We start from the raw sequence: 22,882 nt of genomic DNA on the forward strand, positions 1-22,882 counted from the left end.
ATGTGGGTAATAAATTTTTTTTAATGACGTACTATGCGGCAGTTTATGCCGCATTGCAAGCGCATAATTTGTACAAATTTTAACTTTGTAACAGGCGCATGAGGTTTTTATAATCCTCATTAAAAATTGGATCTTCATCGCGTAAACTTTGCACTTTTTCACAGGCATGCATGACCGTACTGTGGTCACGACCGCCAAAAGCCATCCCAATTTCAGGGAAACTGTCTCCAGTAAGCTCACGTGCAAGCCCCATCGCCAACTGACGTGGTCGTGCGTAAATACGTGTGCGTTTTGGCCCCACCAACTCTTTCAATGGTATACGGAAGTATTCGCTCACTACGCGTTGAATGTTTTCAGTACTGATGGTACGGGCACGAATCGCCAAAACATCTTTCAATGATTCACGAACCACTTCTAGATCAATTGCAGACCCCTTAAAGCGTGAGATTGCTACAACTTTGTTTAAAGCGCCTTCAAGCTCTCGCACATTGGCAACAACCTGTTGTGCAATAAATAAAGCGCAATTTCGCGGCAGATCGATGCCACTGCTTTCGGCTTTTTTCAGCAAAATTTCGATACGTGTTTCAATATCTGGTGGTTCAACCCCAACCGATAATCCCCATGAAAAGCGCGAGACTAAACGCGGATCCAATTCGGTTAATTCTTTTGGATAACGGTCAGAGGTTAAAATAATTTGTTTAGATTCATCCAATAAAGCATTGAATGTATAGAAAAATTCAACGAGACTGGCTTCTTTACCCGCCAACAAATGAATATCATCAACCAACAATAAATCTAAAGAACGGCAATTCTTTTTAAATTCTTCAACCTTGCCTTTTTGCAGAGAGCTGACAAAGTCTTGGACAAAGCTTTCCGCAGTCATATACATCACACGCGCATTTGGCTTTGCTTGTAATAATGCATTACCAACGGCTTGCATTAAATGCGTTTTACCTAAGCCTGTAGGGCCGTATAAAAAGAGTGGATTATGTTGAGATTCACCCAATTGTGTTAAAACTTTGCGGCAAGTTTCAGCCGCCATTTGGTTTGAACGACCTTCAACAAATAAAGCAAAGTTAAATAATGGGTTAAGTTGTCGTTTCTTCACATTTTTTGCAGAAACAACTTCATATTCTTTGTCTTTTTTGGCTTTGACATGCTGTGTAGGCATTGGAGAACTTTCAAGCGCTGCCGTTGTGGTAGCAGGCTGTTCAGCAGCAGAAAGAATTGCACCAGGACGCGAGTCGACTAAAATTTCGACTTTACGAATACGACCTTCAGATAATTGTTCTGCCAAAATAGAAATCAGTTCTAAATGATGTTCTTGAATGTAGCGAGTCCAATATGGATTGGGTGCATACAGTTTTAAAGTATCTTCGACTTCTTCTGCAACCAAAGGACGAATCCACATGGCAAAGACATTATCAGAGAGCTCTTGTCGCAAGCGAGTTAAGCAGTCCGTCCAAAGCATGTGAAACCCCTTCATTCAATTTTAAATTCAAAAAAGACTATTTACCCCTACCCTGTAGGTGAAGGGGTCGCCATTCTAACCAAGTTATCCACATCTGTCATGGTTAATTCAATCTAATTCGCTCAAAAAAGCAACCTTCTGTAAATAAATTCAAATTCAAAGCAGTTGTGGATAAGGTTTTCCACAAGCTGTGGATAAATTATCACAGAAAGTTATCCACAATCCATCAAATTAATAGAAACATGGATACTCACAGGGTAAGTTATTATTATTTATCTTAAAAAAGCGGTTTTCCACAGAAAAAATGCTCCCTAATAATAATAAATATAAATTTTAAATTTGAATTTATTTATAAGGATCAGGATTTCTGTGGATAAAGCTTCAGTTATGAATTTAAATTCAAAACAACACGATTTTTAAATTTAAAATTGAGAAATTAAATTTAAATTGTGAATCAGCCTATGGATAACTTTGAGGATATATCTGTGCGTAACTCTTATTTGTATTATAAAAGAATAAGTTATGCTGTGAATATATATTTTTGATAATTTATTCAATTTAATCTATATAAAGTTGTTGTCTGGGTAAAAATAAAGCGTCTATATAAAAGAAATGTGTATATTTATTGACAGAATAAAGAATGCACAATACAATCGCGAACCTTTAGAAAAGATCAATTTTGGAGTTTCGATATGAAACGTACATTCCAACCATCTGAATTAAAGCGCAAGCGTGTTCATGGTTTCCGTGCTCGTATGGCTACTAAGGCTGGTCGTCAAGTATTAGCTCGCCGTCGTGCAAAAGGCCGTCATAGTTTAACTGTTTAATTTTTTAGACAGTTGATAGACGACTTGGGTGTTATGTCTCTTTATAGTTTCAGTCCAGAGGTGAGAATCCACTGCGCTGCTGATTACAAAGATGTATTTGATGGTGCGCTTTTTAAAGTGCATCAACCCCATTTTATATTCTTAGCAAAAGTCACCGAACAGCCTAAAAGCCGTTTGGGTATTGTTGTTGCAAAGAAGAAAGTGCGCCGTGCGCATGAAAGAAATCGAATAAAACGTTTAACGCGTGAAAGTTTTCGCTTAAACCAGCAAAATATAGATTTATTGGATATTGTGGTGATGCCTAAAGTAGGTATAGAAGCAGTTCCAAATGCTGAGCTTTTTCAGCAATTACAATTTGCTTGGTTGAAATTGCAGCGCATTGTTAAAAAGCACCATAAAATAGCTCAATCTTCCCCTCAAAAATAGAGGATACCAATGATTCGTTTATTGCATTGGTTGATTCGTTTCTATCAAATTGCGATTAGTCCTCTCATTGGACCTCGTTGTCGTTATATTCCGACTTGTTCTCAATATTCGTTAGAAGCGATCCATACGCACGGCGCATTAAAAGGTAGCTGGTTAGCGACCAAACGCGTGTGTCGTTGTCATCCTTGGGGTGGGTATGGTTATGATCCTGTGCCAAAAAAAACAATTCGTTTTATTTCATTTCAGCAAATAGATTCTCAAACGCTTCATGTTCCTGTACCCTTGCGTGAACGTTTATTGAACCAAAATCACTCTAACCACTTGGGGTAATAGATATGCAACAATGGGCCAGGTTTGCAATCCTTGGGGCCATGTTAGTCACCGCATATTTGCTCATTTTGGCTTGGCAAAAAGACTATGGTCATGACAATACATCGAAGGCTGCGACACCGCAGGCTGTTGTAGCGCATGATGTGTCTGCCGATCTGCCAAAAGGTCAAGCAACTGCGGCCACTAGCGATGTTCCACAAGCAAATATAGCTGCTGCACAACAGAATACAGCTGCACCAGCCACAGCAAATCAACAATTGATTTCAGTACAAACTGACCTTTATCATCTTTGGATTAGTCCTAAAGGTGGTGATATTGTTCGTATTGAATTACTGAATCATGACAAGAGCAAAGACAGTGATCAGCCTTTTGTTATGCTTGAAAGTGATGCAAAACGTACCTATGTTGCGCAATCTGGGTTAATTGGATTGAATGGTCCGGACAGTAAGCCAGATCGTCCAAACTATGCGTTTGAAAAAACTGCTTATACTATTGCAGATGCCAAAGCAGCCAAAGACAAAGATGGCAAGACATCTCAAGTTTTAGCTGTACCAATGGTATTTAAAACAGCAGATGGCGTTGAAATCATCAAAACATTTACCTTTAAACAAGGTCAATATCCAATCGATGTAAGCTATCAGGTTGTCAACCGTAGTGCGCAAAATTGGCAAGGACAAATGTTTGGTCAAATTAAGCGTGATAACTCAGATGATCCAGGAAAAACCTCTCAAGGGATTTTTACACTTGGAACATATTTGGGTGGCGCTTGGGGTACACCTGATGAGCATTATAACAAGCTAAAATTTGCAAACTTTACTGATGAAAAACTCAACACTGAAGCAAAAGGCGGATGGGTTGCGATTGTTCAGCATTATTTTGTAAGTGCTTGGATGCCTGGTCATTTTGGCGGTCAAGAATACACAGCAAAATTGGAATCTCGTAAATCTGCAGATGGTATGAATATCATCGGATTTACTTCTCCAACCATCAATGTTCCAGCTGGAAAAGCAATGAGCATTGATGCAACGTTCTACTCTGGTCCAAAAATTCAATCTGAATTAAAAGACTTGGCTGTTGGTTTAAACCAAACTGTAGACTATGGTTGGTTATGGCCAATTGCAAAATTATTATTTGCTGGCTTACAGTTCTTCCATAATCTTGTAGGTAACTGGGGTTGGTCAATTATCTTATTGACTGTATTGGTTAAGCTTATTCTTTGGCCATTGTCGTCTAAGAGCTATCGTTCTATGGCGAAAATGCGTGTGATTGCACCTGAAATGCAACGCATGAAAGAAGAGTTTGGTGAAGACCGCATGCGTTTCTCACAAGAAATGATGGCGCTTTACAAACGTGAGCAAGTCAATCCACTTGCGGGTTGTTTACCATTGTTGTTGCAAATGCCAATCTTCTTAGCATTGTATTGGGTATTGATGGAATCTGTAGAGCTTCGTCATGCGCCATGGATGCTTTGGATTCAAGATTTATCTGCAATGGATCCTTGGTTTATTTTGCCGTTGATCATGGGTGTAACGATGTTTGTTCAACAAATGTTGAATCCACAACCTACTGATCCAATGCAAGCTAAAGTCTTCAAAATCATGCCGATCATGTTTACAGTATTTATGCTGTTCTTCCCTTCTGGCTTGGTTTTATACTGGATTGTGAACAACTCGATCACGATTCTGCAACAATGGTTTATCAACAAAAATGTTGCTAAAGCCAAAGTCGCAAGCGAAGTGGTTTAATCTTCATAGATTAAGCAATAGCTGAAAAAATCCGCTTAAGATGGTAATCTTAGGCGGATTTTTTTATTGTCAAAGTTTGAGTAATTTAGATGAGCAACCCTGTAAGCCAAACCACAATTGCAGCAATTGCGACTCCACCTGGACGTGGTGGTGTAGGTGTGATTCGTCTATCTGGTCCTAAGGCTTATGCGATTGCACAAGCTTTAACTCAAAAAGCGCTTCCCCAAGCGCGCTTTGCTGGTTTTCGTCAGTTTTTTGATGAAAAAGGTGAAGTGATGGATGAGGGGCTAGCAATTTGCTTTCCAAATCCAAACTCGTTTACGGGTGAAGATGTGGTGGAATTGCAGGGACATGGTGGTCCTGTAATTCAAAATGCACTTCTTGCACGATTGTTCGAGCTGGGTGCTATTGCCGCCAAAGCAGGCGAGTTTTCCATGCGAGCCTTTGAAAATGGCAAAATGGACTTGGTTCAAGCTGAAGCGATTGCAGATTTAATTGATGCGACTTCACAAGCCGCTGCGCGTTCTGCAGTACGTTCTTTGCAAGGTGCATTTTCCAATAAAGTGAATACTGTATTGGAAAAACTGATTCATTTACGTTTGCATGTTGAAGCGGCGATTGATTTTCCTGAAGAGGAAATCGACTTTTTGGCAGATGGAAAAATTCTTCATCTGCTTGAAGATGTGCAGGCTTCAGTCTCTGCTGTACAACACTCTGCGCGTCAAGGGCAATTATTACGTGAAGGTCTGCAAGTGGTGATCGCAGGTAAGCCAAATGCGGGTAAATCTTCGTTATTGAATGCCTTGGCGGGAAATGACCGTGCCATTGTTACGGATATTGCAGGAACGACGCGTGATGTACTGCATGAGAAAATTACTTTAAATGGCTTGCCTATCACACTGACCGATACTGCGGGCTTACGTGAAACAGGTGATGTGGTCGAAAAAGAAGGCATTCGCCGAGCAATTAAAGAAATTGAGCAAGCGGATTTATTACTTTTGGTTTATGACCTGAGCCAAGGCGAAAATCCTTTAGCATTGGCTCAGCGCTATTTTGAAGATCATTTAGAAACTAAACGCTTGATGTTGATTGGTAACAAGTGTGATTTAACTGCGCAATCACCTGAATTAAGTGATTTTCAAGGTTTTCGCCATATTAGCGTGTCGGCCAAACAGGAAATGGGCGTACAAGCGCTTATAGATGCGATTACAGCGCATGCTGGCTTCCATCCTGAAGAAGATACCTTTATTGCACGGACACGCCATTTAGACGCAATGAAGCGTACTCAGCACTATCTTGCAGAAGCACATGAGCAACTTGAGGTCTATCATGCGGGTGAACTGGTCGCTGAATCGTTACGTTTAGCACAGAATGCCTTAGCTGAGATCACAGGCGATTTTAGTGCAGATGATCTATTAGGGGTAATTTTTGGCTCGTTCTGTATTGGAAAGTAATCCTTTACTCTAAAAGCTTAAAAGCGGACATTAGTCCGCTTTTTTTGATGAAAAGTTGTGCTTTTGTAAGCTGAATTTACATCAATCTTAGAATTGTTTACTGTAAGATCAATTACATATTCAACAAAGGCTTCTTTTCATGAAAAAAACTCCTTTATTGCTTGCGGTTGCTGTTTTAGTGATGACATCAAATGTTTGGGCGGCGGGTAAAGATGATCATGTGATTATTCAAGAAGCTGCCAAAAACAAGATCACCATTGGACAAGCAATACGTGCCAATGATGAAACAGCTGTCACCTTGACGGGGACAATTGTTCGTCAAATAAAACATGAACATTATGAGCTAAAAGACAGCACGGGCACCATTGGGATCGAAGTGGATGACGATCTTATCGATTTAAAAAAGTTAAAACCGGGTACCAAAGTTAAAGTTGTGGGGGAAGTCGATACCCATCGTTATAAACCCACAGATATAGAAGTGGTTAAAATTGAGATTATTCAATAATTGCTTTTAACCAACATCTAGGCGCACAGCGCCTAGATGTTTGATCCAACTTTAATTTTTAAATGACTGATCAATAAATAAATACATAAGATACCAATTCCTGCACAAAAGCCTAAAACACCAACCATTAAACCGAAATGATCAGATAAAAAGCCTGCGCTAATGATCGGCACAATGGTGCCAAAATAGGCAATAAACAAATAAGTGGAAACCACAGCTGCCCGATTTTCAACATTGGTCATGTGGTGAATCAATGCAAAAGCACTCAGTAACGTTAAACCATGCCCCATTCCAACCAAAACCACACTCAAAAAGAATAAGAAACTCCAATGCATGGTCATACAGATCGATAAAATAATATAGCTGGAAATCAATAAGACTAAGCCGGTATTCAATGCTTTATGCATATCAAAAGACTTTGCGATAAATTGGACGATCGCAGAAACCATTAAGATACTGGCAATGGTTGCACCACTGACCAATGGTCCATGCCAAGGAATCACATCTCGAATAAAGGAAGGTGCTAATGAAGCAAATAAACTAAATGAGCCAAAAGCACAGAATGCGGTAAAACTGGCGATATAAAACAGTTTTTTAAATTGAGCTTCTGGCAGTTGTAAGTGGGGTGCAATAGAAAATGGCTGCCTTTCAAACCTCATGGTTTTAATCGTAAATAAACTCATCAAACTGATGATTGCTGCAACAATTACGGGTAAATAAGGTGTGACAAGTGGGCGATCAGAAAATTGTGCGATTGCGCCACCAATAAACGGGCCCAGTCCAAAGCCAATCACGGTAATAATTGAACTTAACTGTGCGGCATTCTGCTTATGTGAGTCAGGAATGGTATAAATCAAACCTAACATTGCAGAGGTGCTGATCAACCCAGAGGCAATGCCAATGATAAAGCGGCCAAATCCAAGCAAATAGGTGGTTGATGCAAACACCGACAGTGTTAGGCCAATCACAGCAAACAATAGCCCGATTTGTAAGGTACGAATAAAACCAAAACTATTACTGCTACGTCCTAAAAATAATAATGTGGTTAAACAACCAAACATATAGGCCACGAAAATATAGGTGATCTGGCTTGGGAGTAATTGCCAAAGTTGTTGATAAATTGGATATAAGGGGCTAGCGAGCGCCGTACCAATCGTACCAATACATAAGGCTAGGCTGATCATTAAAAATGAACGCCATGATTGTTGATTCATAAATATAGGACTTCAAATGCAAATGTTTTGCAGATAAAAATGCCAAACCTGTTCAATACAAAGTTCGGCATGGAAGGAATTGAGTATGGAAAGATTAAAACTTAATCAGTAAAGGGTCAATGGAAACTTGAACATTCAAGCATAGATGACTGTGAATTGAGTTATGAGTAGCGTTTTAGCAGCTTTAAAAATTCTTGTAATTCAGCTTCATCCACGGCTTGAGCGTCTTTAATCACATGCTCAGTTAAATGCTGCTCAATCAATTCATTCATTAAGCCATTCACGGCACCTTTAATTGCCGCAACTTGCTGTAAAACGCTGATACATGAGCTGCTTTGATCAGCTAAAGCTTCTTCAATCGCATGAATTTGTCCTTTTAGTCGTTTCACACGATTGAGGACTTTTTTATCTTGATGTAAATGACTCATAAATTAATCCGCTATTTAATATACTCCCTTATAGTATATTTTAAATTGAAATTATATACTCAGGGAGAGTATACAGGATCATGCCTCATGCAATTCAAAACCATTCAGCGAAAGCATAGCCATCAATTTGATCAAGGTAATCCTTTAGCACAAAAGAAAATCTTATGGGCGACCATTTTGACTGGATTGATGATGATTTTTGAGATTGCGGGAGGCTGGATTTTTAATTCCATGGCCTTACTCGCAGATGGTTGGCATATGAGTTCGCATATGCTGGCATTAGGTTTGGCTTATGCTGCTTATCGAGCTGCTCGTTATTATGCGCAGGATTCTCGTTTTAGTTTTGGCACATGGAAAATTGAAATTCTTGCTGGCTATAGCAGTGCAATTCTATTGATGGTGGTGGCCTTATTTATGGCCTTCCAGTCGCTAGTGCGTTTATTCCATCCTGTACAGATTCATTATAATGAAGCAATTTTGATTGCTATTTTAGGTTTACTGGTCAATTTGGTTTGTGCATGGTTATTACACGATCATGCTGACCATCACCATCACCATCACCATCATTCACATAGACATAATGACCATCATGGACATGATTTAAATCAAAAAGCTGCGTTTTTACATGTGGTTGCAGATGCAATGACCTCTGTCTTGGCGATTATTGCTCTTTTTGCTGCAAAGTATTTGGGTTGGGATTTTTTAGATGCTGTATTGGGGATTGTTGGGGCAATTTTAGTCCGGCGTTGGTCATATGGTTTAATCAAAGAAACGGCGCAAACATTGTTAGATGCGGAAATGGATCATCCTATAGTTGAAGAAGTACGTGAAGTGATTGAGCGTCTAAATGTTGAAGCCCAAATAACCGATATTCATGTATGGAAAGTGGCTAAAGGCAAATTTTCAGTGATTTTGGCGCTTGAATCCAATGATAAAAATTTAAATGCAGATCAGGTACGCCAGGCTTTATCTATTCATCAACAATTGGTGCATATTTCTGTTGAAATCAACAAAACCGCGATGTTTAGTTGGGTTTCACGTGAAACCTGAGTAAGAATAAAGTACAGCTTTTTTAACAGTTAAGGTACTGCGATTGGTAGAGAACCATTGCAAACAGAGATAAGGATCAATCACAGTTTTTAAACAAGTCAGCTGATGAATTATGCTTTAATGCATCTCAATATTTATTTTGATTTTATCGATTTATGTTAAAGCAATTTATCGCATTGAGCTTAAGTCTGGCTTTTTGTACAGCTGGTTTTGCCAGTGTCGAGACTGTGAAAGCAAAATTAGCACAGCAGTATCCCAATGTAAAAATTAATAATCTGCAAACAACAGAAATGCAGGGTTTATATAGTGGGACCTTGGATAATCAAATTGTTTATGTCAATGAGGATGCCCAGCATTTATTTATTGGTTCAATGATTCGTTTGAAAGATCAGCATAATTTAACCAAAGATTTAGCAGTTAAAGGAAATACGATAGATTTTAAAGCATTACCTTTGAATGATGCGGTAAAAACAGTCAGGGGGAATGGAAAGCGTCAGCTTGCAATCTTTTCTGACCCAAATTGCCCATATTGCAAGACGCTTGAAGGGAATTTAGCCAAGCTCAATGATGTGACAATTTATACATTTATCTATTCCATCAAAGCACAATCGATTTTGCCATCTAAGCAAGTATGGTGTTCTGCAAATAAAGAATATGCATGGAAAAATTTGATTCAAAATGGGATCAAACCAACTGCACCAGCAAATTGTGCAACGCCAATCGAGCGTAATTTGGAATTGGGTAAAAAATTAGGTTTGCATGGAACACCAGCAATTATTTTCTCAAATGGTTATAAGGTGATGGGTGCCTACCCTGCCGAAGAAATTGAGAAAATATGGAAAAATTTTGGATTATAAACAGCGCTTAGAATGCTGACAGCGTAAAAAAGCACCCATCGAGGGTGCTTTTTATATTGATGAGAAAATTTAAGTACGTTTGGCAATCATGTTATAGATAAAGAGTACCACTATTGCACCAATGACTGAGGCAATAAATCCAGCTGATGCACCTTTTGGATATAGGCCGAGTAATTGACCTCCATAGGTTGCAACCAATGAACCTACAATACCGAGTGCTGTTGTTACAATGAAGCCAGCTTTATCATCACCTGGGTGAATTGCACGTGCAATCAAACCTGCAATAAAACCAATCACAATTGCACTAATCAGTGACATCATAATCTTTCTCCTTTTTCTTTATTTTGTCGTGAGTTACTGCATCGAATTAGTTTAATAATCAAATATTCTCTAGTGAAGTAAAAGCGCTTATTTGCTACAAGTTGTTGCATTTTTGTTCACTACAACAGCTAAAAAAATAAAAAAAGCGACCGAAGTCGCTTAACTCATTTTAGTTAAAATGATGTGATGAGGTCTCAATTAAAGACCAATTTCTCCAATAAATGGAATGTGACGATATTTTTGATCATAGTCTAAGCCATAGCCCACAATGAATTTATCTTCAACTTCAAAGCCAAGAAATTTCACATCTAAGTCGATTTCACGGCGCGACGGTTTGCTGACTAAAGTACACAGCTCGATCGAGTTGGGATGACGTGTACTTAAAATTTCCAATACTTTGCTTAAGGTATTGCCAGAGTCAATAATATCTTCCACGACTAAGATATCCTTACCGCGAATTTCGCCGTCTAAATCTTTGAGGATTCTGACATCACGAGAAGATGTTGTACTGCCACCATAGCTTGAAACGGTCATAAAATCGAGTTCATGAGTCTTACTGATTGCACGACATAAATCAGCCATAAAAATCACTGAACCACGCAATAAACCAATTAAGACAAGCTCTTTATCGCTATTGGCATAATGCGCATCAATTTTTTTACCAAGTTCCTGAACTTTTGCATGAATTTCTTCAGCAGAAATCATCACTTTCATTTCAATAGTCATGGGAAATACCTAAAAACCTAAACATCAAATTCTAAAATTAAAAAAGGTGTTGACTAGCAACACCCTAAAAGATGGCATAATTTTAAAACATATCAGATCAAGATGCATCTTTTTTGACATTTGAAAATGTAAATGCCCTAATTTAAGCCGAAATGATCAATGTGCATCACGTTTTAAAACGAACGCACAGATCACAAAAACTGTACCAATCAAAATCAGTTTTTTCTTTGATTTACGTGGTTTTTGTTTGGTTTTGCTCATAGGCTTTTTGTCCATAAATATAGGTGGCTTGAATATTGCGATCATCCCCCATGGTAAATAAGGCAAATAATGCATCGTCTATGTTTTTAGCACGTTCCTGACGCAGTTGTTGTAGCGGCGTTGCTTTTAAATCTAGCACAACAAAATCGGCTTCTTTACCGATGTTGAAATTGCCCAATTGCTCATCTAAATGCAGCGCTTTCGCCCCACCAAGCGTTGCATGGTAAAGCGATTCCATTGCCGAAAGTTTATCACCTTGGAGTTGTTGCACTTTGTAGGCTTCATTGAGGGTTTGTAATTGGCAAAATGCTGTTCCTGCACCAATATCTGTTCCTAAGCCGACTTTGACCTGCTTTTCCCAGGATTTTTTTAATGGGAATAAACCACTTCCCAAAAATAAGTTTGAAGTCGGGCAAAATGCAATCGCTGAATCAGTTGCATGCATGCAATCCCATTCATGCTCTTCTAAATGAACACAATGTGCAAAAACAGAACGCTCTCCTGTTAAACCATAGTGGTGATAGACATCCAGATAACCTTTCTGCTCTGGGAATAAGTCTTTGACCCATGCAATTTCATTTTTATTTTCACTGAGATGGGTATGCACATATACCGTTGGATACTCTGCTTTTAACTGCCCTGCTTTTGCCAATTGCTCAGGTGTAGAGGTTGGAGCAAAACGCGGAGTAATGGCATATAGGTTACGACCTTTACCATGCCATTTTTCAATCAGTGCTTTAGAGTCAAGATATGCGCTTTCAGCAGTGTCTGTCAGTGCTTCAGGTGCATGACGATCCATCATGACTTTACCTGCAATTAAACGCATCTGATGCTGTTCTGCCACTTCAAATAAGGCATCGACTGATTGGGGATGTACCGTACAAAAAACCAGTGCTGTTGTGGTGCCATTTTTAAGTAATTCTTGGACAAAAAACTGTGCGATTTTGTCGGCATAGTTTTTATCTGCAAACTGAATTTCTGTTGGAAAAGTATAGGTATTTAACCATTCTAAAAGTTGTTCACCATATGCACCCACCATTTCTGTTTGTGGAAAATGAATATGGGTGTCAATAAAACCAGGCACAATCAGTTGTTCTGGGTAGTGATCAATTTGAATATCATCTGTCAGGTGAGACTGTGCATCTTCCCAAGGGCCAAACCATGTGATTTTGCCTTGCTCTGTGATCAGTAAACCATCTTCGATATAACGAACTTGATCTAATATTTGAGTTGCTTGAGAAACGGTATTTTTAATATCAAGAAAACGCCCACGAACCGCTGTTTTCTGTACAACACAAGACATGTAGAACCTGCAATTTATCCTTTTTTCGATTGATTGTACCTGAAATTTGTATCAGGTGCTGTATGCAGTTTTGCGTGAAAGCATTCTAAAAAATTGAATAACGTTATTTTTTATTGTTTTAGCGCAGGGAAATTTTTATCGAAATATAACTAAAATTAGTGGCTAAAGGCATATTCTATATTGTGAGTTTATCTTGATAGCAACAATCGCTACAGTCTTGGAAAATGGTGAAATAAGACAACAATGGACAATACTAAACAGTTAAAACAGATCATCTATTCATGCCCTGAATTGATGCTTCGGTTACAGTATTTGCGAGATATTCATGCACATGCATACTTGAGTGCAGGTGTAATTCGTAACTTGGTATGGTCTATTTTACATCATCAGGGTTATGGATTTGATCAGATTGAAATCGATGTCATTTTCTATGATTTAAATGATCAACAAGGCCTTAAAGAACAACATTTGACTAAATTGTTAAAGCAAAAATTTCCCAATAATGAATGGGATGTGGTCAATCAAGCCTATGTGCATTTGTGGTATAAAACAGATGATGGAAGCTCTATCCCTCAATACCAATCCTTATTCGATGCTTTATCCGTATGGGTTGAAACGGCAACCGCAATTGCAGTACGTTTACTTGAAAATGATGATATCGAAATTATTGCGCCGTTTGGGCTAAATGATTTGTTTGAATTAAAATTGAGATGGAATAAACGTTTGGTCAGTTATCCAGTTTTTTTAGCACGGATTCAGGCTAAAAAGTTTTTGACCAGATGGAAAAAGCTGGTTGTTGTGGATGATTAGGGGATCAGATTTAAATAAATCAAACCATAGTGAAGATCATACTCCAAGACAACAGATGGCTATTACAACAGATGACTAGGCTGATGGATAAAGATTTCATTTCAATACTGTCCATATAATTTAAATCGTTGAGTATTATTGAGCATAAAAAAGCCTTCCAATTGGAAGGCTTGATCTAGTGTTTATAAGGTTGTTTCATGGTGCTTTTTGCTATGGCGAATAGAGAGCCAAGCGGTAATTGCCAAGACAATCACAATGAAACCTAACGAAATCCAAATCGGCATATGGAAGACATCCAGCATTAACATTTTAAAGCCAATGAAGACTAAGATGATGCCTAGGCCATAAGGCAAGTAATGCATTTTAGACGCGGCACCCGACAATAAGAAAAACATTGCACGTAGACCTAAGATCGCCATTAAATTCGCAGTTAATACAATAAATGGATCACTGGTCACCGCAAAAATCGCTGGAATAGAATCGACCGCGAAAATTACATCTGAAGCTTCGACTAAAATTAAGACTAGGAATAACGGGGTTGCCCACAACACACCATTTTGACGAACAAAGAATTGAGCACCTTCTAATTTTGGGGTGATTCGCATATGTTTACGTAGCCACTTTAGAATAGCCATATCTTCGATATTGGTTTCTTCTTCATCCTGTCCTTTAAGGAATTTATAGCCTGTATAAACCAAGAAAGCACCAAAGAGATAAAGCACCCAAGAGAATTCTTGAACGAACCATGCGCCAATAAAAATAAAGATGGTACGTAAAATAATTGCACCTAATACACCATAGAGCAGAATTTTACGTTGTAAGCCTTGTGGAATCGCAAATGCAGCAAAGATCATCAACCAGACAAAGACATTGTCGATCGCTAATGATTTTTCAAGTAGATAACCTGCAAAGTATTCCATGACTTTGCTATTGGCAATTGAAACACCCGCGGTTTGTTGTAGATATAGCCATAAACCACCACCAAATAACGCTGCAACACTGACCCATGCAATGCTCCAGTAGGCAGCAGTTTTAATTTTGACTTCTTGCCCTTCTTTTTGTTTAAAGCCTAAAAAGTCGATCAGTAGCATGACAATAACAATAGCGAAGAACGCTAGATACAGCCATGGATTGCCAATAGTTTCCATAAAACTCTCCGAATCTGGCAATCAGGCATAAAAAAACCTTGACCTGTTGCCAGATGATTAAACATCTGTGTCAACATGATCAAGGTCTTGCCTACATTTGAGTTATGTACATCAATCTCAAATGCTCAGATACCGGCTTTTTTCAAAGCGTAATGACGATATTCTGATAAAGGAGGCTACTCCCCTTGTTCAATATACTGTGTAAGAAATCTTTCATTTCTTAATATCTAGTGAGAATCGCATATTTATTAAAAATGTGCAAATTTTGAATGTATTTTTATGTAGTTTATTTTATGTACAAAATTCAGCGCTGGTTTTTAGCACAACAAAAGCTTGATTGAGCGTTGAATTATGATGCTGAATAATACGGTCAGCATTGAGAACCTTTGAATCTATTGTGCTGTGCGCATCTGAAATTAATGTCACTTTATAATTTAAGTCTTTCGCTGCACGGCTTGTGCTATCGATACAAAATTCAGTTTTTAAACCACAGATGATCACTTCTTCAACATTTAAAGATTCTAATTGTTGTGCTAAATCTGTTTGGAAAAAGCAATTTGGCCGTGTTTTTTCTAAGATGTAATCTGTATTGGGATCAATATTTAATTCAGCAATGAGTTGAGTCATTGGACTATTTGGTGCGAGTCCTGTGCCAGCTAAACCAACATGACGTATCGCAAAAATCGGAATGTGTTTAACACGCGCATATTCAATGAGCTGATTGACGTTTTTCAACAATTGATCAGCTTGAAATGGAGGATGCTGTGCATGAAATAGGCCATTTTGTAGATCAATAACGAGTAAGGCTTGTTTATTGTGATACTCAGACATGAGTTTCTCCGTAAATATTGACCAAATCACGGAGCAAAAAATAACCCCGCTCATTGGCAGGGTTGGTTTATACATTTTATTTTAAATGTATACGTCCACACTGCCGATGCAGTGTGGTGGTTAATAATTTAAATAAAATGATTGGTTGCATTGATGATCATTGTTTTATCAAAGTACTTTAATTAAGTTAAAGTTTTTAACTCAGCATGTCACTTTAAAACTTGTAAAAAGATATTTATATTTTTTGAATAAAATCTTTACGTTGTACAAGCACTAAAGCTAACAGGGTCCCAAGAACAGCGATTATACCGCCAACGATGCCGATATGATTGAGCCCATAACTGGTGGTCACTAGGCCACCAAGCAAAGCGCCACCACCAATACCCACATTATAGAGCCCTGAATAAATCGCCATTGCGACATCAGTAGCATCAGAAGCTAAAGCTAAGGTTTTGGCTTGTTGAGCTAAGCTAAAGCAAATAATCGCCATGCCCCAAAATAAACTCAGTAGACTAAAACTGGTAAAATCAGTACTCAGTGAAGTCAACAATAACATCGAAACAGCCAATATCGCACTACTTAACGGTATCGGAAGTTTTGGATATTTTTTGGCAAATTTACCGAATAAATAAGAGCCAAAGAAACCCGCTGCGCCATAGATCAATAATAAGGTTGTGGTCTGTGTCGAGCTAAAATGCGCAACATTCAAAGCAAAAGGTTCGATATAACTGTATGCGGTAAATTGCGCGGTAATCACAATAATGGTTAGAGCAAAAACAATCATCAGGCTTGGGCGTTTTAAAAATACCTTTAAACTACTCAGAGAGCCTGAATTGACGCTCGGTAAGCGTGGCAATGTTTTGGCTAAGATGACGCAAACTATAGCCGCACCAATTGCAATTAAAGCGAAAGTATTACGCCAACCATAAGATTCACCAATCATTCGTCCAAATGGAATACCTAAAACCATCGCCAATGCTGTACCTGTGGCCAATAGCCCCAAAGCTTGAAATTCTTTACCTTTGGGTGCGACTCGCACTGCCAGTGATGCAGTGATTGACCAAAATAAAGCATGAGAAAATGCGATACCAATTCGACTGATCAAGAGTACATCGAAACTCCATGCAAAATAAGATAATGCATGACTGGCCACAAAAACCATAAATAGAATGATCAGTAAAAAGCGCCGTTCAATATTTTTGGTCAATAACATGATCGGCAATGAAATGGGTGCAACAACCCATGCATATAGAGTAATCATGATACCAACATCAGTTGCAGGCATCGCAAAGCTTTTTCCAATGTCACTCAGTAAAGCAACAGGAACGAATTCTGTGGTATTGAAAATAAATGCTGCAAAAGCAAGGCTAATCACACTGATCCATTGCTGGGATTCACTGGGGGCAGATTGTGGTGCTGGAGTTTGGGGAGATAAGGCAGACATGGTCAATATTAAAAGAGGTTAGCGCTAAATTTTAGGCTGAATTGTGGATAAAGTTAAGCTAAGTTTGTTGTATAAAAAATAGAACTGTCAGACAAAATTTAACAATAATTCAAATATAGTTATGGCATTTTGAATAGGCCTATAAATTTAAACGTATATAAGAGTAAATAAAATGTTAGAAATCAGACATAAAGATGATGGTAAAAAAGGTGAATTTTATATTGGTGAAGAAGGTCACCATTTGGCTGAAATGGCATACACATGGGCGGGTGAAAATATGTTGATTATTGACCATACAGTTGTAGAAGATGAATTGCGTGGTCAAAGTGTAGGTCGAAAATTATTAGATCAAGTTGTAGAGATGGCTCGTTCAAAGAATGTGAAAATTATTCCACTCTGCCCTTTTTCAAAATCAGTGTTTGATAAAGATCAATCGATTCATGATGTTTTGAAATCTTAAGTTTGCTTTGCTACAGTGGAATTGTGTTATAGAACATCCATGAGAAAGAATATATGCAATTCCAACATGTAGATAATCAACAAAAAGGTGAATTTTACTTCGATAATGAGCAAGGTAAGCGAATTGCTGAGATCAGTTATTTATGGCATGGTGAGCATCAGATCATTGCGAACCATACTTGGGTAGATGACTCCTTACGTGGTCAAGGAATTGCGCGTCAGTTGTTAGATACTTTGGTTGAATTTGCGCGTGAAAAGCAGCTTAAAATTGTACCAACTTGTTCCTATGTCGAAGTCATGTTTAGACGGGATAAAAGTTTTGTTGATGTGAAAGCTTAGCTTTATTGTGTACCCAATGCTCATTGGGTCATTCAGATTCGGTTAGAAGATTAAACATGTTTAAAAAAATGATAATCACTGTATTGTTATTGAGCAGTTCATCGTTCAGTTTAGCAATGAGTTGTTTTGAATTAAATTTACAAAGCTATAAAAAAGAGCAAGAAATACAGCCACGTTGGGAGTTGTTAGGCAAATCTAAACATCATATTTATTTTTATTCAGCACCCAAAAACATCTGTAAGATGAATGATACTTTTGTGCTTCAAAATGATAATGTCACGGCTTATTCAATCTATAAAGACAGAAAAAAACAAGACTGGGTTTATGTGATATTTAATGATCCAAATCAAAATATAGAAGATGATCTAGTCGAAGGCTGGGTCAAGCTTAAGGATTTTAAATTTATTGAAAAGACACCTACAGTAAATCAATAAAAAACCCACAAAAATTTGTGGGTTTTTTACACTTTATTTTGGCTTATTTTGCTTTTAATGCTGCAATCAATTTTTGATGTAATCCACCAAAACCACCATTGGACATAATCACCACAGCATCGCCCTCACCTGCTTGTGCAACAACGGTACTGATAATGTCATCCAGTGTACGAGCCACAACGGCTTTATTGCTTGCAGCGTCAATGACCGGCTGTAAATCCCAGTCCAGACCTTCAGGTTGATACCAAATCACTTCATCTGCAAGACGTGCAGAATGTGCCAAGCCATCTTTATGACTGCCCATACGCATGGTGTTTGAACGAGGTTCAATAATCGCCCAAAGCTTACGCTCACCTAAACGTTTACGTGCACCTTCAAGCGTTGTATCAATCGCAGTTGGGTGGTGGGCAAAGTCATCATATATCTCAATACCATTTACAGTATCAAGTAATTCCATTCGACGTTTCACCCCACCAAAATTCGATAAGGCTTCACATGCTGTTTCAATTGAAACACCGACATGTTCAGCTGCTGCAATGGTTGCTAAAGCATTGGCAACACTGTGTTGTCCTGTCATATTCCATTTCACTTCACCTTTTACTACGCCGTGTTGAAGCACTTTAAAATGTGAACCATCCGTAGAAAGCTGTTCAGCATAAACTTCAGCATTGTTATTGGCGTCAAGTGAAGTCCTTACGACAGGTGTCCAACAACCCATTTGCAACACTTCATCAATATTGGTTTCGCTAATAGGGGCAATGATACGACCTTCACTTGGAATAGTACGAACCAAATGATGGAACTGTTTTTGAATCGCTGCTAGATCATCAAAAATATCGGCATGGTCAAATTCAAGATTATTTAAAATCGCAGTTTTTGGATGGTAATGTACGAACTTAGAGCGTTTATCAAAAAAAGCAGAGTCATATTCATCTGCTTCTACACAGAAATATTTTCCACCACCTAAACGTGCGCTTTCACTAAAGCCTAAAGGTACACCACCAATTAAAAAGCCAGGATTTAAACCTGCTTGATCCAGTACCCAAGCCAGCATTGTTGTTGTGGTAGTTTTACCATGGGTACCGGCAACACCAAGCACATGTTTGCCTTGTAAAACATGGTCAGCAAGGAATTGTGGACCTGAAATATATGCTAAACCTTCATTGAGCATATATTCCACCGCATCTATACCACGCTTCATTGCATTGCCTACAATGACAAGATCTGGATGTGGCTGTAAATGGCTACGGTCATAGCCTTGCATTAAGGTAATGCCAGCATTTTCAAGTTGGGTCGACATCGGTGGATAAACGTTCGCATCTGAACCGGTGACCTTATGTCCTAAATCACGCGCCAATAGCGCCAATGAACCCATAAAGGTGCCGCAAATACCCAAAATATGCAGATGCATTTGTGTTAACTCCAGTGCTTTTATAGACACATCACTTTGTTGTTGTGGTGTAGCCGTTTCATTTGATTTGAAAGCAACGATAGCAAGGGTTAAGGCGAAAAGATAGTTTTTCTTGTTACGATTTTAAAGGTGGGTTTTTATTGAAAATAATGAACTCTCACTTGGTATTTTTATTCTTCTATCAATGCTAATATCGATTGAACACTCTGAATTATCTATTAAAAATGGATATACATGATTTTATCTTTCTGCTGATTAAAAATATCGCTTATTTTATTTTTTTGATTATTGTTTCTGCTTTGATAGCAGGCATTGCAAAAATAATATCCATACCTTTAATGGTCGCAGCTGTAATTTTAATCTTCTTCCAATATTTTGCGTTCATTTGGATGGGATACCTCAATACAAAAGACTCAAAAGATCACAAATTAAAAAATGGATTAATTTTTCATCTCATTTGGGTTGCTTTAATTGGTATATTGAGTTCATTTTATGATGATCAATCGCTATTGAAACAAGTATTCGATACTGTATTGTTGTTTGGTACTTTGGAAATAGGCTCGCTCATTTATTATTTCAAAAAACGTAAAAAAATTGCCTTAGCGCTTTAATGTTCAGACATTGAATGTTCAAAAATATATCTTGATAATTTAATTGGTATCAATATGGCTTTATCTCTCCCCCTTTTATTACTAATTATCTCCAACTGTTTTATGACCTTGGCTTGGTATGGGCATTTAAAATTCTTACATGATGCACCACTGTGGCAAGCGATCTTGTTTGGTTGGATCATTGCCTTACTTGAATATAGCTTTATGATTCCCGCAACACGTCTATTGGCGCAACATGGTTGGTCGTTGGGGCAAATGAAAATCACCCAAGAAGTGGTGACACTGTTGGTGTTTGTTCCATTTATGATTTTCTTGTTTAAACAACCATTTAAATTAGATTATTTATGGGCGGGTTTATGTTTAATGGGCTGCGTGTTTTTTGTGTTTAGAAGCCAGTAAATGAGTTGCCATGGTGTGAATTAACAAGGATTTTACTCAGACAGCATATTCATCTCATGTCCCTATCTTTAGCAATTTTCCTGCTGTTTATGAGTTCGAGATCATAATTATTCTCAAGTTAAACGGCTTTTAGGCTGCTCCTTTAAAAAAAATTGACTTCCTACGTCTGTTAAATTTTCGTGAGATGAAAAATCAGTCTATAATAGCGAGCTTCTTGATATTCATTTAAACACTGATCACCAGTATTTAAACTTCCTTACATTCGTTTATGGAATATATGCAATGAATGCGGCCGCTGTACAAGACGCTCCTCTCGTTGGAATTATTATGGGTTCTCAATCAGACTGGGCAACTCTCGAAAACACTGCCAATATGCTGAAACAGCTTGGTGTTCCTTTTGAAGCCGAAGTAGTTTCTGCGCATCGTACGCCAGACCGCTTATTTGAATATGCTGAAACAGCACGTGAACGTGGTATTCAGGTGATTATTGCTGGTGCTGGTGGTGCAGCACATTTACCAGGAATGTGCGCAGCAAAAACAGATTTGCCTGTGCTGGGTGTTCCTGTGAAATCTTCAATTTTAAATGGCGTTGATTCTTTATTGTCTATTGTACAAATGCCTGCAGGTATTGCAGTCGGCACATTGGCAATTGGCCCTGCGGGTGCAACCAATGCAGCAATCATGGCTGCTCAAATTTTAGGTTTAACTCGCCCTGAAATTGCAAAAAATGTTGCAGATTTCCGTGCCGCTCAAACCGATAAAGTGGCAAGTAAAAATATTCCGGGTCAAGCTTAAAAACGGGACACAGGTTATGAATAAAACCATCGGTATCTTTGGTGGTGGTCAACTCGGCCGTATGATGGCGCAAGCTGCGCTCCCATTAAATATCCAATGCACATTTTTTGAAGCTGATGCTGATTGTCCATCTGCAATATTGGGACAAGTTTTTAGCACCAAAGCTGAAAATGGGTTACAAGATTTTATTGCCAGTGCAGATGTTTTTAGTCTGGAATTTGAAAATACGCCATTGATTGATGTTGATGTATTAACCAAGCAAAAAGATCTGTATCCGCCACGCCAAGCTTTAGCAATCGCCCAACATCGCCTTTCTGAAAAAGCTTTATTTGATGAGCTGGAAATTCCTGTTGCGCCGTATAAAGCAGTCGATTCATTGGAGATGCTTAAGCTTGCAGTGAGTGAATTAGGCTTACCAATCGTACTTAAAACTGCGACAGGTGGTTATGATGGTAAAGGTCAATTTGTACTGCGTTCAGTCGATCAAATTGATCAGGCATGGGCTGAGTTGGGGCCAGCAGGATCATTAATCGCTGAAAGTTTTGTGATTTTTTCTCGTGAAGTGTCAATTATTGCAGTGCGTGGTATTGATGGTGATGTAAAAACTTGGCCTTTGGCTGAAAATCATCATCACAATGGTATTCTCTCGCATTCAATTGTTCCTGCTCCAAACAGTGCTGATTTACAGCCCGTTGCGCAGGAATACATCACACGTTTGTTAAACCATTTGAACTATGTTGGTGTGTTAACACTTGAATTGTTTGTGACTGAAAAAGGCTTATATGCCAATGAGATGGCACCACGTGTGCATAACTCTGGGCATTGGTCAATTGAAGGCGCAGTATGTTCGCAATTTGAAAATCACATTCGCGCAGTGGCAGGTTTACCACTCGGTTCAACCGAAGTGGTTCGACCAACAGTGATGGTAAATATCATTGGGCAACACCCTAAATCCGAAGATGTTTTAGCGTTAAAAGGTGCACATTTACACCTTTACAATAAAACAGAACGTGAAGGTCGTAAAATTGGTCATATCACCCTGATGCCAAATGATGCTGCTGAATTAACGACTTTATGTCGTCAATTGGCGAAGATTTTACCGAATCCATTGTCATTAAGCGAAGATATGAACATTTAAGCTCGATTTTGTATGTAAAAAAAGCGGTCAAACTATTGCCCGCTTTTTTCTACTCTGCTGTTCTGTATCATGATGCTCCCCCTATTTTATCGCTAAGCAATGACCCAAAAATGGATCATTTTCTGGGGCTATAAAAATAAGAATG

Annotated in this window: 26 protein-coding genes; 16 read left to right on the top strand and 10 right to left on the bottom strand. The window is 38.4% G+C overall.

Annotated elements, in window-relative coordinates:
• Positions 1-79: 79 nt before the first annotated feature.
• On the bottom strand, positions 80-1,471 hold the full coding sequence (gene dnaA / locus CQZ96_RS13580; RefSeq protein WP_004818188.1) for a chromosomal replication initiator protein DnaA: 1,392 nt from the start codon (positions 1,469-1,471) through the stop codon (positions 80-82).
• A gap of 692 nt (positions 1,472-2,163) precedes the next feature.
• Between dnaA and rpmH the strand changes: the two genes are divergently transcribed.
• The 6 genes from rpmH (at position 2,164) to CQZ96_RS13610 (ending at position 6,758) form a co-directional block, all read left to right on the top strand.
• Positions 2,164-2,298, top strand: a complete 135-nt coding sequence (gene rpmH / locus CQZ96_RS13585) for a 50S ribosomal protein L34 (RefSeq protein ID WP_000831329.1) — start codon at positions 2,164-2,166, stop codon at positions 2,296-2,298.
• A 33-nt stretch (positions 2,299-2,331) separates the two neighbouring features.
• Entirely contained in the window at positions 2,332-2,724 is a 393-nt protein-coding gene (gene rnpA, locus CQZ96_RS13590; protein ID WP_004718937.1) for a ribonuclease P protein component, read from the top strand.
• A gap of 9 nt (positions 2,725-2,733) precedes the next feature.
• On the top strand, positions 2,734-3,054 hold the full coding sequence (yidD, locus tag CQZ96_RS13595; RefSeq protein ID WP_004718939.1) for a membrane protein insertion efficiency factor YidD: 321 nt from the start codon (positions 2,734-2,736) through the stop codon (positions 3,052-3,054).
• A 5-nt stretch (positions 3,055-3,059) separates the two neighbouring features.
• On the top strand, positions 3,060-4,799 hold the full coding sequence (yidC, locus tag CQZ96_RS13600; RefSeq protein ID WP_004718941.1) for a membrane protein insertase YidC: 1,740 nt from the start codon (positions 3,060-3,062) through the stop codon (positions 4,797-4,799).
• A gap of 89 nt (positions 4,800-4,888) precedes the next feature.
• Positions 4,889-6,253: a tRNA uridine-5-carboxymethylaminomethyl(34) synthesis GTPase MnmE gene (mnmE, locus tag CQZ96_RS13605; protein ID WP_034613331.1), complete on the top strand. Its 1,365-nt coding sequence runs from the start codon at positions 4,889-4,891 to the stop codon at positions 6,251-6,253.
• 139 nt (positions 6,254-6,392) lie between these two features.
• Entirely contained in the window at positions 6,393-6,758 is a 366-nt protein-coding gene (locus CQZ96_RS13610) for a NirD/YgiW/YdeI family stress tolerance protein (RefSeq protein WP_105714704.1), read from the top strand.
• Positions 6,759-6,790: 32 nt separating this feature from the next.
• On the opposite strand, the gene CQZ96_RS13615 is transcribed toward CQZ96_RS13610, so the two are convergent.
• Complete coding sequence (locus CQZ96_RS13615) at positions 6,791-7,972, bottom strand: MFS transporter (RefSeq protein ID WP_004718946.1); 1,182 nt, start codon at positions 7,970-7,972, stop codon at positions 6,791-6,793.
• Positions 7,973-8,133: 161 nt separating this feature from the next.
• Positions 8,134-8,400 carry a metal/formaldehyde-sensitive transcriptional repressor gene (locus CQZ96_RS13620; protein WP_105714705.1) on the bottom strand — a complete coding sequence of 89 codons (267 nt, stop codon included), beginning with the start codon at positions 8,398-8,400 and terminating at the stop codon, positions 8,134-8,136.
• An 87-nt stretch (positions 8,401-8,487) separates the two neighbouring features.
• Between CQZ96_RS13620 and dmeF the strand changes: the two genes are divergently transcribed.
• The gene (gene dmeF, locus CQZ96_RS13625) at positions 8,488-9,450 is read left to right on the top strand and encodes a CDF family Co(II)/Ni(II) efflux transporter DmeF (protein ID WP_105714706.1); all 963 of its coding nucleotides are present in this window, start codon (positions 8,488-8,490) and stop codon (positions 9,448-9,450) included.
• A 155-nt stretch (positions 9,451-9,605) separates the two neighbouring features.
• On the top strand, positions 9,606-10,307 hold the full coding sequence (locus CQZ96_RS13630) for a DsbC family protein (protein WP_105714707.1): 702 nt from the start codon (positions 9,606-9,608) through the stop codon (positions 10,305-10,307).
• A 69-nt stretch (positions 10,308-10,376) separates the two neighbouring features.
• Here the strand turns inward: CQZ96_RS13630 and CQZ96_RS13635 are convergent, their stop codons facing one another.
• From CQZ96_RS13635 to guaD, 3 genes are all read right to left on the bottom strand, one after another.
• Positions 10,377-10,628, bottom strand: coding sequence for a GlsB/YeaQ/YmgE family stress response membrane protein (locus tag CQZ96_RS13635; protein WP_004718955.1), 252 nt, complete (start codon positions 10,626-10,628; stop codon positions 10,377-10,379).
• A gap of 198 nt (positions 10,629-10,826) precedes the next feature.
• Positions 10,827-11,354 carry a hypoxanthine phosphoribosyltransferase gene (gene hpt, locus CQZ96_RS13640; protein ID WP_004718958.1) on the bottom strand — a complete coding sequence of 176 codons (528 nt, stop codon included), beginning with the start codon at positions 11,352-11,354 and terminating at the stop codon, positions 10,827-10,829.
• Positions 11,355-11,586: 232 nt separating this feature from the next.
• On the bottom strand, positions 11,587-12,918 hold the full coding sequence (guaD, locus tag CQZ96_RS13645) for a guanine deaminase (RefSeq protein ID WP_105714708.1): 1,332 nt from the start codon (positions 12,916-12,918) through the stop codon (positions 11,587-11,589).
• A gap of 243 nt (positions 12,919-13,161) precedes the next feature.
• On the opposite strand from guaD, the gene CQZ96_RS13650 reads away from it, so the two are divergent.
• Entirely contained in the window at positions 13,162-13,728 is a 567-nt protein-coding gene (locus CQZ96_RS13650) for a nucleotidyltransferase family protein (RefSeq protein WP_105714709.1), read from the top strand.
• Positions 13,729-13,910: 182 nt separating this feature from the next.
• Here CQZ96_RS13650 and CQZ96_RS13655 read toward each other — a convergent pair whose 3' ends face one another.
• The 3 genes from CQZ96_RS13655 to CQZ96_RS13665 all read right to left on the bottom strand — a co-directional run bounded on the left by CQZ96_RS13655 (position 13,911) and on the right by CQZ96_RS13665 (position 17,151).
• Positions 13,911-14,876: a TerC family protein gene (locus CQZ96_RS13655; protein ID WP_004718969.1), complete on the bottom strand. Its 966-nt coding sequence runs from the start codon at positions 14,874-14,876 to the stop codon at positions 13,911-13,913.
• Positions 14,877-15,167: 291 nt separating this feature from the next.
• A complete protein-coding gene (locus CQZ96_RS13660) occupies positions 15,168-15,707 on the bottom strand; it encodes a cysteine hydrolase family protein (protein ID WP_105714710.1) in 540 nt (179 codons plus the stop codon).
• A gap of 235 nt (positions 15,708-15,942) precedes the next feature.
• Positions 15,943-17,151: a sugar transporter gene (locus tag CQZ96_RS13665; protein WP_004718972.1), complete on the bottom strand. Its 1,209-nt coding sequence runs from the start codon at positions 17,149-17,151 to the stop codon at positions 15,943-15,945.
• 172 nt (positions 17,152-17,323) lie between these two features.
• Between CQZ96_RS13665 and CQZ96_RS13670 the strand changes: the two genes are divergently transcribed.
• Genes CQZ96_RS13670 through CQZ96_RS13680 form a run of 3 tightly spaced genes read left to right on the top strand, consistent with a single transcriptional unit; the run spans position 17,324 to position 18,383 of the window.
• Positions 17,324-17,611 (top strand): GNAT family N-acetyltransferase, encoded by a 288-nt coding sequence (locus CQZ96_RS13670; RefSeq protein WP_004718974.1) that lies wholly within the window; start codon positions 17,324-17,326, stop codon positions 17,609-17,611.
• Between the two features lie 53 nt (positions 17,612-17,664).
• A complete protein-coding gene (locus CQZ96_RS13675) occupies positions 17,665-17,949 on the top strand; it encodes a GNAT family N-acetyltransferase (RefSeq protein ID WP_004718976.1) in 285 nt (94 codons plus the stop codon).
• A 56-nt stretch (positions 17,950-18,005) separates the two neighbouring features.
• A complete protein-coding gene (locus CQZ96_RS13680; protein WP_105714711.1) occupies positions 18,006-18,383 on the top strand; it encodes a hypothetical protein in 378 nt (125 codons plus the stop codon).
• Positions 18,384-18,426: 43 nt separating this feature from the next.
• Here CQZ96_RS13680 and mpl read toward each other — a convergent pair whose 3' ends face one another.
• Entirely contained in the window at positions 18,427-19,794 is a 1,368-nt protein-coding gene (gene mpl, locus CQZ96_RS13685; RefSeq protein WP_105714712.1) for a UDP-N-acetylmuramate:L-alanyl-gamma-D-glutamyl-meso-diaminopimelate ligase, read from the bottom strand.
• Positions 19,795-20,018: 224 nt separating this feature from the next.
• Between mpl and CQZ96_RS13690 the strand changes: the two genes are divergently transcribed.
• The 4 genes from CQZ96_RS13690 to CQZ96_RS13705 all read left to right on the top strand — a co-directional run bounded on the left by CQZ96_RS13690 (position 20,019) and on the right by CQZ96_RS13705 (position 22,737).
• Complete coding sequence (locus CQZ96_RS13690; RefSeq protein WP_105714713.1) at positions 20,019-20,405, top strand: hypothetical protein; 387 nt, start codon at positions 20,019-20,021, stop codon at positions 20,403-20,405.
• A 54-nt stretch (positions 20,406-20,459) separates the two neighbouring features.
• Positions 20,460-20,804, top strand: coding sequence for a DMT family protein (locus CQZ96_RS13695; RefSeq protein WP_034613299.1), 345 nt, complete (start codon positions 20,460-20,462; stop codon positions 20,802-20,804).
• 282 nt (positions 20,805-21,086) lie between these two features.
• Positions 21,087-21,599 carry a 5-(carboxyamino)imidazole ribonucleotide mutase gene (gene purE / locus CQZ96_RS13700; RefSeq protein ID WP_004718991.1) on the top strand — a complete coding sequence of 171 codons (513 nt, stop codon included), beginning with the start codon at positions 21,087-21,089 and terminating at the stop codon, positions 21,597-21,599.
• 16 nt (positions 21,600-21,615) lie between these two features.
• Entirely contained in the window at positions 21,616-22,737 is a 1,122-nt protein-coding gene (locus tag CQZ96_RS13705; RefSeq protein WP_105714714.1) for a 5-(carboxyamino)imidazole ribonucleotide synthase, read from the top strand.
• Positions 22,738-22,882: the final 145 nt, after the last annotated feature.

Source organism: Acinetobacter sp. MYb10 (assembly GCF_002980175.2).
GTDB classification, from domain to species: Bacteria; Pseudomonadota; Gammaproteobacteria; order Pseudomonadales; family Moraxellaceae; genus Acinetobacter; species Acinetobacter guillouiae.